Annotated in this window: 11 protein-coding genes; 6 read left to right on the top strand and 5 right to left on the bottom strand. The window is 66.2% G+C overall.

Features of this window, described 5'->3' with window-relative positions; translation table 11 throughout:
- Positions 1-74 precede the first annotated feature (74 nt).
- Positions 75-1316 carry a phosphoglycerate dehydrogenase gene (gene serA / locus ACZK4Z_RS09745; protein ID WP_125895396.1) on the top strand — a complete coding sequence of 414 codons (1242 nt, stop codon included), beginning with the start codon at positions 75-77 and terminating at the stop codon, positions 1314-1316.
- Between the two features lie 77 nt (positions 1317-1393).
- On the opposite strand, the gene ACZK4Z_RS09740 is transcribed toward serA, so the two are convergent.
- A complete protein-coding gene (locus ACZK4Z_RS09740; RefSeq protein WP_125895397.1) occupies positions 1394-2008 on the bottom strand; it encodes an NUDIX hydrolase in 615 nt (204 codons plus the stop codon).
- 133 nt (positions 2009-2141) lie between these two features.
- Between ACZK4Z_RS09740 and ACZK4Z_RS09735 the strand changes: the two genes are divergently transcribed.
- The 5 genes from ACZK4Z_RS09735 (at position 2142) to mtnC (ending at position 7641) form a co-directional block, all read left to right on the top strand.
- Complete coding sequence (locus ACZK4Z_RS09735) at positions 2142-3617, top strand: amino acid permease (RefSeq protein ID WP_121503164.1); 1476 nt, start codon at positions 2142-2144, stop codon at positions 3615-3617.
- 82 nt (positions 3618-3699) lie between these two features.
- Positions 3700-5127, top strand: coding sequence for an amino acid permease (locus ACZK4Z_RS09730; RefSeq protein ID WP_049424691.1), 1428 nt, complete (start codon positions 3700-3702; stop codon positions 5125-5127).
- 523 nt (positions 5128-5650) lie between these two features.
- Positions 5651-6292: a methylthioribulose 1-phosphate dehydratase gene (locus ACZK4Z_RS09725; protein ID WP_478451492.1), complete on the top strand. Its 642-nt coding sequence runs from the start codon at positions 5651-5653 to the stop codon at positions 6290-6292.
- A 92-nt stretch (positions 6293-6384) separates the two neighbouring features.
- Positions 6385-6942 (top strand): 1,2-dihydroxy-3-keto-5-methylthiopentene dioxygenase, encoded by a 558-nt coding sequence (locus ACZK4Z_RS09720; RefSeq protein WP_005409451.1) that lies wholly within the window; start codon positions 6385-6387, stop codon positions 6940-6942.
- Between the two features lie 3 nt (positions 6943-6945).
- Entirely contained in the window at positions 6946-7641 is a 696-nt protein-coding gene (gene mtnC, locus ACZK4Z_RS09715; protein WP_478451490.1) for an acireductone synthase, read from the top strand.
- Positions 7642-7721: 80 nt separating this feature from the next.
- Here mtnC and ACZK4Z_RS09710 read toward each other — a convergent pair whose 3' ends face one another.
- From ACZK4Z_RS09710 to fucP, 4 genes are all read right to left on the bottom strand, one after another.
- On the bottom strand, positions 7722-10340 hold the full coding sequence (locus tag ACZK4Z_RS09710; protein ID WP_478451489.1) for a beta-mannosidase: 2619 nt from the start codon (positions 10338-10340) through the stop codon (positions 7722-7724).
- A gap of 91 nt (positions 10341-10431) precedes the next feature.
- Positions 10432-11658, bottom strand: a complete 1227-nt coding sequence (locus ACZK4Z_RS09705; RefSeq protein ID WP_100468325.1) for an AGE family epimerase/isomerase — start codon at positions 11656-11658, stop codon at positions 10432-10434.
- Positions 11655-12650: a carbohydrate kinase family protein gene (locus ACZK4Z_RS09700; RefSeq protein WP_032130344.1), complete on the bottom strand. Its 996-nt coding sequence runs from the start codon at positions 12648-12650 to the stop codon at positions 11655-11657. Before ACZK4Z_RS09700 ends, ACZK4Z_RS09705 begins: the two co-directional genes overlap by 4 nt.
- Before the next feature lie 7 nt (positions 12651-12657).
- On the bottom strand, positions 12658-13914 hold the full coding sequence (fucP, locus tag ACZK4Z_RS09695; protein ID WP_373695424.1) for an L-fucose:H+ symporter permease: 1257 nt from the start codon (positions 13912-13914) through the stop codon (positions 12658-12660).
- Between the last annotated feature and the right edge of the window lie 87 nt (positions 13915-14001).

Below are 14001 nucleotides of genomic sequence, written 5' to 3'. Positions count from 1 at the left end.
CAATTGCGCACTGCACCATGGTCGCTGCGATCTGGCATAGTGGTCAGCCCCTGTCCCACTGGCCGTGTCGCCCCATGTCGCCGAAGAAGACCTCGTTCCCGAAGCAGGATATCCGCGTGCTGTTGCTGGAGGGGGTCAGCCAGACCGCCGTGGAGGTATTCAGCGCCGCCGGCTACAGCCAGATCGAAGCGCACACCAAGGCGCTGCCCGAGGACGAACTAAAGGCGCGCATCGCCGAGGCGCACATCGTCGGGATCCGTTCGCGCACCCAGCTCAGCGCCGAAGTGCTGGCCGAGGCCAAGCGCCTGATCGCGGTGGGCTGCTTCTGCATCGGCACCAACCAGGTCGACCTGGACGCGGCCGAGCTGGCCGGCATCCCGGTGTTCAATGCGCCCTATTCGAACACCCGCAGCGTGGCCGAGCTGGTGATTGCCGAGGCCATCATGCTGACCCGTGGCATTCCGCAGAAGAATGCCGAGTGCCATCGCGGCGGCTGGTCCAAGTCGGCCAGCGGCAGCCATGAGGTGCGTGGCAAGACCCTGGGCATCATCGGCTATGGCCACATCGGCACCCAGGTCGGCGTGCTGGCCGAATCGCTGGGCATGCAGGTGATCTTCCACGACGTGGAAACCAAGCTGGCGCTGGGCAATGCGCGTGCTGCGGCCAGCCTGGACGACCTGCTGGCCCGCGCCGACATCGTCACCCTGCACGTGCCGGAGACCCCGTCCACGCAGTGGATGATCGGCAGCACCGAGCTGGCGAAGATGCGCAAGGGCGCGCACCTGATCAACGCCGCGCGCGGCACCGTGGTCGACATCGATGCGCTGGACGCGGCGCTGGCCAGCGGCCACGTCGGCGGCGCCGCGCTGGACGTGTTCCCGGTCGAGCCGAAGGGCAATGGCGATATCTTCGAATCGCCGCTGACCCGCCACGACAATGTGATCCTGACCCCGCACGTGGGCGGCAGCACGCTGGAGGCGCAGGACAACATCGGCGTGGAGGTGGCGGCCAAGCTGGTGCGCTACAGCGACAACGGCAGCACCCTGTCGGCGGTCAACTTCCCGGAAGTGACCCTGCCCGAACACGAAGACAGCCTGCGCCTGCTGCACATCCACCAGAACGTGCCGGGCGTGCTGTCCAAGGTCAACGAGATCTTCTCGCGCCACAACGTCAACATCGACGGCCAGTTCCTGCGCACCGACCCGAAGGTGGGCTACGTGGTGATCGACATCACCGCCAGCGAGGAACAAGCCGCCGCCGTGCGCGACGAGCTGGCCGCGATTCCGGGCACGCTGCGCACGCGCATCCTGTACTGAAAAAAGGGACGGAGGGGATTAAGTCGTTTGCGGCACATGCGGCGTAAACGACTTAATCCCCTCCGTCCCCTTTTTCTTCAGCGCGTCAGCCACCGGCGCGCCATGCGCTGCATGGATTCGTCCGATTCCGGATCGGCGGCGACCTCGGTCACCGGCCGCCAGGCCAGCTCCAGCGATTCCTCGCTGAGCACGAAGGCCTCGCCACCCAGCGCCCGGATCACGAAACGCACGTCGTAGTGCCAGTGCCCCGGCACGTCCTTGCGCTCCGGAATCCAATGCTTGTCCAGATCGAAGATGGCCGGGTCTTCCAACACCAGGCCGCTCAGGCCCGACTCCTCCTCGGCTTCCTTCAGCGCCACCTGGGCCAGGTCGCGGTCGCCGTCGGCGTGGCCGCCCAGCTGCAGCCAGCGCTGCAGCTTGCGGTGATGGGTCAGCAGCAGGCGCTGGCCGTCGGCACTGACCAGCCAGCAGCTGGCGGTGAAGTGGCCGGCCAGCCGTTCGCGCCGGAACGGATCTTCCGGATCGTCCAACAATGTGCCGAATTCGGCAGCCAATGCGTCGTGGGCGGGCTCGCGGCGGGCGTAGTCCCGCAGCAGGCCACGCAGGCGATCGTCAAGCACGGCAAGGGTTTCGGCGGTCTGGCTCATGAATGGGCGGCGTTTGGAAAAATACTGCTCATTATCGCCGTTCATTGTTGCGATTGCGCTTGTGCGTTGGCTTCAGCTTTGGCTAAGGTACAGCGGGCCGTTCGCGCGGCCTTCACCATTCCAGGGTTGCCGGCAACGTATCGGCGGCCCACCCAATCCGATCACTAGGAAGTACTGCATGCTGAAAGCTCTGTTGAGGGTCAAGCCGGTTGAACCGGCCGGGCACGTCGATGCTGGCGAACCCATCGAAGGCAGCCTGGACGGCGAAGCCACGTTGAAACGGACCCTCACGGCTAAACACCTCATCCTGCTTGGCGTGGGTGCGGTGATCGGCGCAGGTATCTTCGTGCTGACCGGCCAGGCTGCGGCCAACCACGCTGGCCCGGCAGTGATGCTGTCGTTCGTCATCGCCGGTTTCGCCTGCGCCCTGGCGGGCCTGTGCTACGCCGAATTCGCGGCGATGATGCCGGTCTCCGGCAGCGCCTACTCCTACTCCTACGCCACCCTCGGCGAGGGCATGGCCTGGTTCATCGGCTGGTGCCTGGTGCTGGAATACCTGTTCGCCTCGGCCTCGGTCGCGGTGGGCTGGTCGGCGTACCTGATCAGCTTCATCACCACCACGCTGCACATGCCGTTCCCGGATGCGCTCAGCGCAGCCCCGATCGCCTGGACCGGCAGCGAGTTCATCGCCTCAGGCAAGCTGTTCAACCTGCCTGCAGTACTGATCGTGGCGGCGGTGTCCGGCCTGCTGTACGTGGGCGTGACCCAATCGGCCTTCGTCAACGCGATCATCGTGGCGATCAAGGTCACCGTCATCTGCCTGTTCATCGGCATCGGCGCGGCCCACATCGACCCGGCCAACTGGCAGCCGTTCATCCCGGAAAACACCGGCGTGGCGGGTGAGTTCGGCTGGAGCGGCGTGTTCCGTGCGGCCACCATCGTGTTCTTCGCCTACATCGGCTTCGATGCGGTCTCCACCGCCGCCGGTGAAACCAAGGACCCGCAGCGCAACATGCCGATCGGCCTGCTCGGCTCGCTGGCGGTGTGCACCATCGTCTACATCATCGTCTGCGCGGTGCTGACCGGCATGATGCCGTACCACCTGCTGGGCACCGACAAGCCGGTGGCCACCGCGCTGGAACCCTACCCGACCCTGTCCTGGCTGAAGACCCTGGTCGAGATCGGCGCCATCGCCGGCCTGTCCTCGGTGGTGCTGGTGATGATGATGGGCCAGACCCGCATCGCCTACACCATCTCCCGCGACGGCCTGCTGCCGAAGTTCTTCGGCAGGGTCCACGCCCGCTTCCGCACCCCGTACGTCGCCACCATCGTGGTCGGCGTGATCGCCGCGGCACTGGCCGGCCTGGTACCGCTGAACGTGCTGGGCGAACTGGTCTCGATGGGCACCCTGCTGGCCTTCGCCACGGTCTGCATCGGCGTGCTGGTGCTGCGCTATACCAAGCCGGAGATCCACCGCCCGTTCCGCGTGCCGGCGGTGTGGATCATCTGCCCGCTCGGCGCAGCCACCTGCCTGTTCCTGTTCTGGCAGGCGTTCGTGGTGCACTGGCACCTGTTCGTTGGCTGGACGCTGCTCGGCCTGCTGATCTACCTGGGCTACGGCATCCGCAACAGCAAGCTGGCCAAGTCGCCCTGATCCGCCTACGGGCCGGCCTCGCGCCGGCCCGTCCGTTTTCCCCGCGCGCCGGTCATGGCGCGCTTCGACAAGACCACCACACATGTTCAAGCAACTGTGGGCCACCAAGCACCCGCATGCCGCCCATGAAGACGCCAACGGCCTGAGCCTGCGCCGCCACCTCGGCCCCTGGGGGCTGACTGCCCTGGGTATCGGCGCGGTGATCGGCGGCGGCATCTTCGTCATCACCGGCCAGGCCGCCGCCAACCACGCCGGCCCGGCCATCATGCTGTCCTTCGTACTGGCCGCCATCTGCTGCGCCTTCTGCGCACTGGCCTACGCGGAATTCGCCTCGATGGTGCCGGTCTCCGGCAGCGCCTACACCTACACCTACGCCACCTTCGGCGAGCTCTCGGCCTGGTTCATCGGCTGGATGCTGGTGCTCGAATACGGCGTCTCCGCCTCGGCGGTCGCGGTCAGCTGGACCGGCTATTTCCTCAGCCTGCTCAGCCAGTTCGACATCCATCTACCGGCGGCGCTGGTCAGTGCCCCACTCGATGCACAGCTGCGCCCCACCGGCGCGATCGCCAACCTGCCGGCCGCCGCGCTGGTGCTGCTGCTGACCTGGCTGTGCTACGTCGGCATCAGCAAGTCCTCGGCGATGAACATGGCGATGGTCGTGCTCAAGACCGGCCTGATCGTGCTGGTCATCGTGGTCGGCTGGAAGTACGTGGACACCAGCAACTGGACCCCGTTCATTCCGGCCAACGAAGGCCCCGGCAAGTACGGCATGGAAGGCGTGCTGCGCGGTGCGGCGATGGTGTTCTTCGCCTACATAGGCTTCGAGGCGGTGTCGGTGGCGGCGCAGGAATCGAAGAATCCACAGCGCGACATGCCGTTCGGCATGATGCTGTCGCTGGTGATCTGCACCGTGCTGTACATCGCGATGGCCGCAGTGATGACCGGCCTGGTGCCGTTCCAACTGCTGGGCACCGACGAGCCGGTGGTGACCGCGGTGGCCGCGCATCCGCAGCTGGGCTGGTTGCGCTGGGTGGTCGAGGTCGGCGCACTGGTCGGCCTGTCCTCGGTGGTGCTGGTGATGATCATCGGCCAGCCGCGCATCTTCATGATCATGGGCCGCGACGGCCTGTTGCCGCCGGTGTTCACCAAGATCCACCCGAAGTACCGTACCCCGCACATCAACACGGTGATCACCGGTATCGGCATCGCGCTGCTGGCGGCGCTGTTCCCGCTGGACATCCTCGGCGAGCTGACCTCGATGGGCACGCTGATCGCGTTCGCGGCGGTGTGCGCGGGCGTGCTGATCCTGCGCCGCACCCAGCCGGACCTGCCGCGTCCGTTCCGCATGCCGATGGCGTGGCTGATCTGCAGCCTGGGCGTGCTGAGTTGCCTTGCCCTGCTGTCGGCGATGACGATGCACAACTGGATGCTGATGGGGGTGTGGACGTTCGTCGGCTTCGTGATCTATTTCTGCTACGGGTTCAGGCACAGCCGCCTGCGGGTGAAGTAAAGGGATTGCAGGGCCTGCGGCCCTGCACCCGCCCGGAGCAACGGCAACAGCTGGGCTGAGGGGTTTGGCGGGGAGGCATGGGTTCGCGGGGGACGCCGTGAATCCGTCCATGGAGGCTTAGCCGCGCCATCCATGGCGCGGATACCCCCGCGAACCCATGCCTCCCCGCCCATGACAGTCTCCCGGCGCATCCGGTGGATCCACGCCATGCGTGGATGAATTCGGTCTGGGAAATGAATTCTCTGTAGAGCCGAGCCATGCTCGGCTCCGAGCAAGCGCAGCGCCGCGACCCGCTTCTGCCTTTCCTTCTTCACTCCGTGGCTGACGCGCACGGAACCTGTCCGTGGTCGGGCGGGTGGGTTGTGCAGGGGTGTCCGCGGCATGGATGCCGCGGCCAAGCCCCCAAGGAAGGGTCTACGGCGTCCCCTGCACAGCCCACCCGCCCGGCCAAAGCAAGAAATCCAGCCCGGCGAGACAGCCACGAGGGGCTCAGCCGTTGGCCGAATCCAGTAAAATCGCCGGCATGAACGCCCCCACCTTCCCGTACGACACCGCGCGCCTGAGCGAACTGGCCCAGCTGCTGATCGACAACGTCCGCGAACTGGCCCAGGCCGGCTGGACCCCGGCCACCAGCAGCAACTTCTCCCACCGCCTGGACGACCGCCACGCCGCGATCACCGTCTCGGGCAAGGACAAGGGCCGCCTGATCGAGGACGACATCATGGTGGTGGACTTCGATGGCAAGGCCGTCGGCCGCCCGCTGCGCCCCTCCGCCGAAACCCTTCTGCACACCCAGCTGTACCGCCGCTTCCCGGAAATCGGCTGCGTACTGCACACCCATTCGCCGGTGCAGACCATTGCCTCGCGCCTGTACGCGCCGCAGGGTCATGTGCACCTGGAAGGCTACGAACTGCTGAAGGCCTTCGCCGGCAACAGCACCCACGAGATGGCCATCGACGTACCGGTGTTCGCCAACACCCAGGACATGAACGTGCTTTCGAAGCAGGTCGATGACCTGCTCGACCGCCAGAACCTGTGGGGCTACCTGATCGACGGCCATGGCCTGTACGCCTGGGGCCGTGACATGGCCGAGGCGCGGCGCCACCTGGAAGCCTTCGAATTCCTGTTCCACTGCGAACTGGAACTGCGCAGGCTGCGCGGCTGAACCCGCGCGCAGGTGCAGATGCCGATCCGGAATCTGCACCTCGCCCCCACCCTGATACCCTGTCTTCCCCCCGAGACGTTCAAGCTGCCGCCATGAGCCGACTGCGCATCTACGACGACACCCGCCCCGAATCGCCGCTGCTGGACACCCAGGACGGCGCGGTCATCGCTGCCGAACTGCAGAAGATCGGCGTCACCTTCGAGCGCTGGCAGGCCACCGCACCGGTTGCGCCCGGCGCCAGCCAGGAGGAAGTGTTCGCCGCCTACCGCGCGGACATCGATCGTCTGGTCGCCGAGCGCGGCTTCAAGAGCGTGGACGTCGCCTCGATCGCCCCGGACAACCCGAACCGCGCCGAGCTGCGGAAGAAGTTCCTCGACGAGCACTTCCACAAGGAAGACGAGGTGCGCTTCTTCGTCGCAGGCTCCGGCCTGTTCACCCTGCACGTGGGTGACAAGGTCTATGAGATCGAGTGCGTGAAGGACGACCTGATCGCCGTGCCCGATGGCACCACCCACTGGTTCGACATGGGCGACGAGCCCAGCTTCGTGGCGATCCGCTTCTTCACCGAGCCGGATGGCTGGGTCGGTCACTTCACCGGCACCGACATCGCGCAGAAATTCCCCCGTTACGTACCTACCCAGGCGTCCTGATCCATGCAGCCCCGCGTCATCCTGACCGATATCGAAGGCACCACCAGCAGCATCTCGTTCGTCAAGAACGTGCTGTTCCCCTATGCCCGCAAGGCGCTGCCCGCGTTCGTCGCCGAGCACGGCCAGCAGCCGGAAGTCCGCCGCTGGCTGGATGCGGTGGCCACCGAGATCGGCGGCGCCTGCGAGGACAGCCTGGTGGCCGAGACGCTGCAGGGCTGGATCGACCAGGACCGCAAGCACACCGCACTGAAGGCGCTGCAGGGCCTGATCTGGGACGAAGGCTACCGCCGCGGCGACTACACCGCGCACTTCTACCCGGAAGTGGCGCCGGTGCTGAAGGGCTGGCACGCCTCCGGCCTGCCGCTGTACGTGTACTCCTCCGGCTCGGTGCCGGCGCAGAAGCTGTTCTTCGGCTTCAGCGACGCCGGTGACCTCAGCCCGTTGGTGTCGGGCTGGTTCGACACCGAAGTCGGCGGCAAGCGCGAGGCCGACAGCTACCGCCGCATCGTGCAGGCCATTGGCGTGCCGGCCGGCGAGATCCTGTTCCTGTCGGATGTGGTGGAAGAACTGGATGCTGCCCGCGAAGCCGGCCTGCAGACCCGCCTGATTGATCGCCTGGATGACTACCCGCTGCCGCGCACCGGCCAGGCCGCCAACGGCCACGAGCGGGTCGAGAATTTCCAGCAGATCCAGCTGTAAGCAAAATGGTAGATGCCAACCTTGGTTGGCATGTTTCGGGGTGCCAACCAAGGTTGGCACCTACCAATGCGGGATACCCCTCAACGGTCGTTGAGGGTCTTCACCTTCAGCGCTTCGCGCAGGGTCACCAGGTCCACCGGGCCACGCACTGCGATGTCGCGGGTTTCGCCCGGCAGCAGATCCAGCAGGTTGTCTTCCACCTGCACGTCCAATGCACCGAAGTCGATCCACGCCGAACGCATGTAGGCCGCGCTTTCCAATCGCAGACGGTAGTGGTCGCCGTCAATGGACAGGCTGGCCTTGAGCTTCTGCCGCGGCAGGATCTGATCCTTGGCCTCAACGAAGCCGACCACCTGGCGGGCACTCACCGCCCCGTTCTGCAGCAGTTCGAACACGGCCACCGTGCGCTTTGGATCGGCACCGGCCAGCAATTCGGCGTCGCGGAAATCACCGATCGAGGTGACACCGGCGGCAGCCAGCGACACCGCTTCCTCGCGGCGGCGAAGCACCTTGCCGTCTACATCCACCACCCGCAACCGCCAGCGTGCATCCAGCGCGGCACCGTCGTTGATCAGGCGCACCCGCGTACTGCCCTCGTCGCGCAACGCCGCCACCGCCACCGGCGCGAAGAAACGCCGCGCGGCGAAGTGCAGCGCCTTCCAGCGACCGAAGTAGTCCACGCTGGACCATGAAGCACCTGGCCAGACGTCGTTGAGCTGCCAGTACAGCGAGCCCATCGTGTACGGCCGCGAGGCGCGATGATGCAGCGCCGCCAGTGCGATGCCATCGGCCTGCATCACCTGGCTGAGGTAGACGAAGTCCTCGAAGTCCTTCGGCGTGCCGTAGCCCAGTTCGATGTAGTGCAGCAGGCGGCTGTTGCCCTCGCCGGCCATGAATTTCTGGTGCGCGCGGATCACCGGGCTGTCGATGCGCTGCTCGGCGCGGGTGGCGATCTGGTCCACCGTCGCCACCGACGGCCACGCCTGCAGCCCGTACTCGGACATGAAGCGCGGGGTCTCACGCAAGTAGGCCTGCACCGGAAGCGCTGGATTGCCCCAGACCTGCCAGTAGTGCTTGTCGCCGCGGGTGGAATCGTTGGCCTTCTCATCCAGATCATTGCTGGGCGAGCTGGACCAGTACGGCACGCCCAGCCCCTCCTCACCCACCACCTGGCGCAGGTCGTTGCCGAACAGGTCGACGTAGCCCTGCCAGACCTTCGCCGCAAATGCCGGGTCGGCCGCCTTCAGGTCGCGGCCGTGGCCCCAGTCCTTCCAGGCGGTTTCTTCCTCGTTGTTGCCACACCACAGCACGATGCTGGGGTGATGGCGCAGCCGGCGCACGTTGTCGCGCGCCTCGGCCACCACGCTTGCCCGGAAGGCCGGATCGTAGCCCGGCTGCATGCCGCCGCCGAACATGAAGTCCTGCCAGACCAGCAGGCCCAGCTCATCAGCGATGTCAAAGAACGCATCGTCCTCGTAGTAGCCGCCGCCCCAGTTGCGCAGCATGTTCATGTTGGCGTCGCGCGCGGCGGTCAGCACCTGGCGCAGGCGTGCGGCATCGACGCGTGCGGGGAAGGCGTCGAACGGAATGACGTTGGCGCCCTTGGCAAAGATCTCCACACCATTGATGACGAAGGCGAAGCCCTGCCCTCCCTTGCCGTCTTCCTCGCGGCGCAGTTCGACCGTGCGCAGGCCGATGCGCTGCTCGCGCGCCAGCGTTGCATCGCCGCCACCATCCAGGCGAGCCTTCACGGTATAGCGATCCTGCGCACCATGGCCCACCGGCCACCAGCGCCGCGGCGTGGCCAGCTCAACCGGCAGCTCAACCGTATTCTGGCCCGGCTTCAGCAACACCGTGCGTTGCACCTGGGCAACGTTGCGGCCTTCCGGATCCTGCACATCCACAGTGACCATCGCAGAACCGGCAGCGCTGCCCTGCTCCACCTGCAGCAATACCGCCAGCTTCGCCTGCTCTGCACTCAATGCATCGGTGCGCACGGCAAGATCGGTCAGACGGTGCGCGTCCCAGGCCTGCAGGTCGACCCCGCGCCACACGCCGGCGGTGACATAGCGCGGGCCCCAGTCCCAGCCGAAGTGATAGGCCGGTTTGCGCGCGAAGTTGCCGACCATCGCGTCTTTGGGCTCATCCCCATAGGGTGAAGGATAGTTGCCGGCAATCTTGTGCGGCATCGCCTGTACGCTCGGCAGCAGCGTGCGGATCGGTGAGCGGAACACGATCTGCAATTCGTTGCCGCTCGCGCGCAGGCGCCCGTCCACACGTGCATGCCACGTGCGGTGCGCGTTGTCCGCGCGCAGCAGCGGCTTGCCGTTGAGGCTGACCTCGGCGAAGGTATCCAGCCCGTCGAAACGCAGCTCGGCATTCGGCTTGGCCAGCGTCGCCGCATCCACGTCAAAGCGGGCGCGGTACTCCCAGGCAGCCAGGCCGATCCATTGCAGCTCGGCCTCGGGTGCACCGACGTACGGATCGCGGATCAGCCCATGCGCCAGCAGGTCGGTGTGCATGCTGCCCGGCACCTTCGCCGCCCGCCATTGCTGCAGGCCCGGGTGGGCTGCACCCTCGGCGTCGCCGGGCAGCATGCGGAATTCCCACTGCGCCTGCAGAGGCGCTGCAGTTGCCGGGAAAGCGGAGGCTGCGACCAGCAGCAGGAGCAGACGGACAACGAGGGAAAGGCGATGCACGTGGCGCTCCTGTTTTTCCGCCGGGCGTGACCCAGCGCTACCGATTTCGGATTGCCAGGCATGGCCTGGCACTACTGCATTCGAACGATCTTCAACGCACGACGTTCAACACTTCGTAGCACGCGCCCATGGTGTGGTAATCCACCTTGCCGGCAGGGCTTTTCTCGTCGCTGTACTTGCGGTTGTCGGCATCGAGAATGCGGAACCATGCACCGTACTGGTGGTCGACGAAGTGCTCCCACGAATACGCCCAGATGCGTTCGTACCACTGCCAGTAGCGGTCATCGCCGGTGCGCTTGGCCATCAGCGCGGCCGTAGCCAGCGTTTCGGCCTGCACCCAGAAGTACTTGTCATCGTCGCAGACGAAGCTGTCGCCGCCGATCGGGGCGCCGTCCATACCGGGCTGCCGGCGCGATTCCGGTGCGAAGCCGTAGTACAGGCCACCACGGGTGTCGTCCCAACTGCGTGCGACGGCGACGTCGAACAGATGCTGCGCGGTCGGCACCAGCCAGTCGGCCTGCACGTGGCGATCGAGGATCAGCAGCAGTTTGGCCCACTCGGTCTGATGCCCCGGCTGGAAGCCCCACGGGCGGAACAGGTGCTTGGGATCGTCCAGGTTGTAGTCCCAGTCGATTTCCCAGTTCACATCGTAATGTTCCCAGACCAGGCCACCGGCCTTGGCGGCCTGGCGGCGGGTCATGTTGTCGGCCAGCTGCAGCGCGCGCTCGACATAGCGCTGCTCGCCACTGGCCTCGAACGCGGCCAGCATCGCCTCGCACATGTGCATGTTGGCGTTCTGGCCGCGGTAGCCAGTGAAGCTCCACTGGCCGTCAGCCTCGTCCTTGTACAGGCCATGCTGCGGCTCCCAGAAGCGTGCTTCCAGCAGCTGCCAGGTCTCGTCCATCCAGTCGCGCGCCTGCTCGATGCCCGCCTTCAGCGCGCAACTGTAGGCCAGCAGCACGAAGGCCACGCCGTAGCAGTGGTTCATATCGTCCTCGACCTTGCCGTCGCGCAGGGTCCAGGCATAACCGCCGGTGGCCGGGTTGCGGTGCACCTCGCGCAGATAGCGCACGCCATGCTCGACAGCCTCCCGGTATTCGGCATTGCCGAACTCGCGGTAGGCCATCGCATAGTTGAAGACGAAGCGGGTGCTGCTCACCAGGTGGCGGTGGCTGGCATCGTAGATGCTGCCGTCATCACGGAAGTAGTGGAAGAAACCGCCGTCCGGATCGATGCAGCGCGGGTGGTAGAACGCCATCGTGTCGGCGATATGCGCGCGCAGGAACGCGGGCGAACGGAAATCGGGCGAGGTGCTCATGCGGTAATGTCCTGGGCCTGCAGCAGCTGCTGCACTTCATCGAGCGAGGGCATCGCGGCGAACGCGCCCTTGCGGGTAACAGCCAGCGCACCCACGGCGGCACCGAAGCGCAGCGTGGCGGTGATCGCCTCCGGGTCCTGGCAGAACGCGGCAAAGCCTGCGCCCGCCCCACCACGCTCCAGCAGGCCGACCAGCACGCCACCGACGAAGGCATCGCCGGCGGCCGTGGTATCGACGGTGGCCACGCGGAAGCTGGTGACCGTGCCGTGGTTGTCGCGCGTGTACCAGTGCAGCGTGGCCGCACCATCGGTAACGATGACCCAGCGCGCCTGCGCGGCCAGAAGGCGCTTGAGCACCACTGACTCGCCATCGGCACCCAGCGGTGCCGCCAGGTAATCCAGCTCCTCGCGCGACAGCTTGACCAGGTCGGCGCGCTCCAGCGCCTGCCACAGGCGCGGCGTCGGATCTTCGTTGGCTGGCCACAGAGCCGGGCGCAGGTTGAGGTCCAGGCTGACCACCGCACCGGCGGCACGGGCGCGCTCCATGCCGGCGAAGGTCGCCTCGGCGATGGCCGGCTCGGTCAGGCTGTTGGAACAGACGTGGAAGCACTGCGCGCTGTCGAGGCACTCCGCCTGGAAGTCACTGTCACGGAACAGCAGGTCAGCCGCCGGCGGGCGGTAGAAACTGAAGCTGCGCTCGCCACTGGCATCCAGCGCGACGAAGGCCAGCGCAGTCTTGGCGGCGTCGGTGCGCACGATGTAATCCGTGCCCACGCCGTGCTCGACCAGACTGTCGGCCAGGAAGTCACCGAACATGTCGCGGCCAAGCATGCCGACGAACTGGGTCTTCGCCCCCAGCCGCGCAGCCGCCACCGCGACGTTGGCCGGCGCACCGCCGGCGTACTGCAGGAACGCGCGCGGGGTATCGGCCGAGGCCGGCGGCTGCGCTAGTAGATCGATCAAAATTTCGCCGAAGCAGACAATGGCACCCATTTCCGACTCAGCCTCCCTGCGTTGCGGAAGCCGGCGGGCGCGAACCCACCAGACCGTAGAAGATGATGTAGACGTAGCAGACCACCGGCAGCACGAAGCTGAGGTGCAGACCGATGCGGTCGGCCAGCATGCCCTGCAGCAGCGGGATGATCGCGCCGCCGACAATGGCCATGATCAACAGGCTGGACGCCTTGTTGGTCAGCGGGCCCAGGCGTTCGATGGCCAGCGAGAAGATGGTCGGGAACATGATGGAATTGAACAGACCGGTCGCCACGATGCCGTACAGCGCGACCTTGCCACCCGACGCCAGCGTGACGCCCAGCAGCACCACATTGGCCACTGCGAATCCGGCCAGCAGGCCGCGCGGCGAGTACTTGGCCAGCAACCACGCACCTGCAAAGCGACCAACCATGGCGCAGCCCCAGTAGGCCGACACATAGTGCGTGGCCTGCTGTTCAGTCATGCCGCCGATCTCCGGCAGTGCCAGGTAGTTCACCATCAGGCTGCCGATGGACACCTCAGCACCGACGTAGAAGAAAATAGCCAGCACGCCGAAAAGTACGTGCGGATGCTTGAGTGCATCCAGCAGCGTGTGGTGGCCGCTGTCGGCCTGCTCGGTGGTCTCGGTCAGGCTGGGCAGGCGGAACAGGTAGACGAACACTGCCAGCAGCACCAGTGCGATGGCCAGGCCCACGTACGGGCCCTGCACCGACTGCGCTTCGGCGGTACGGTAGGCAATCTGTTCGGCCACGGGCAGCGCGTTGATCTCGTCGCCGCTCTTCACTGCGGTGCTCAGAATCAGGAAACCACCAAACAGCGGCGCCAGCGTGGTACCCAACGAGTTGAGTGCCTGCGCCAGGGTCAGACGGCTCGATGCGGTCTGTTCCGGGCCCAGCAGCGCAACGTAGGGATTGGCTGCCACCTGCAGCACGGTAATGCCGGTAGCAAGTACGAACAGCGAACCAAGGAACGCTTCATAGGTGCGCAATGCGGCCGACGGCCAGAAGCCCAGCGCGCCCACGCCGGCGATCAGCAGGCCGGCGATGATGCCCTTCTTGTAGCCCAGGTGGGCCACCAGCCGACCGGCCGGCACCGACATCAGGAAGTACGCGCCGAAGAAGGTGAACTGCACCAGCATCGCGCGGGTGTAATTCAGTTCGAACACCGCCTTCAGGTGCGGAATCAGCACGTCGTTGAGGCTGGTCAGGAAGCCCCACATGAAGAATATGGTGGTGGCAACCGCCAGAGCAGCACGGACATTCATGACCGGCGCCTGGCTGCTGGAGGTACCCGATGGACGGGGCGTTGCGGAGATCGGCATGCGGTACGCGCCTCGATGCGCGGAAGGTCG

It is taken from the genome of Stenotrophomonas sp. 71799_Sma (assembly GCF_056482505.1).
Note: the sequence above shows the minus strand (reverse complement) of the source record. Positions and strands in the feature narration are given on the sequence as shown.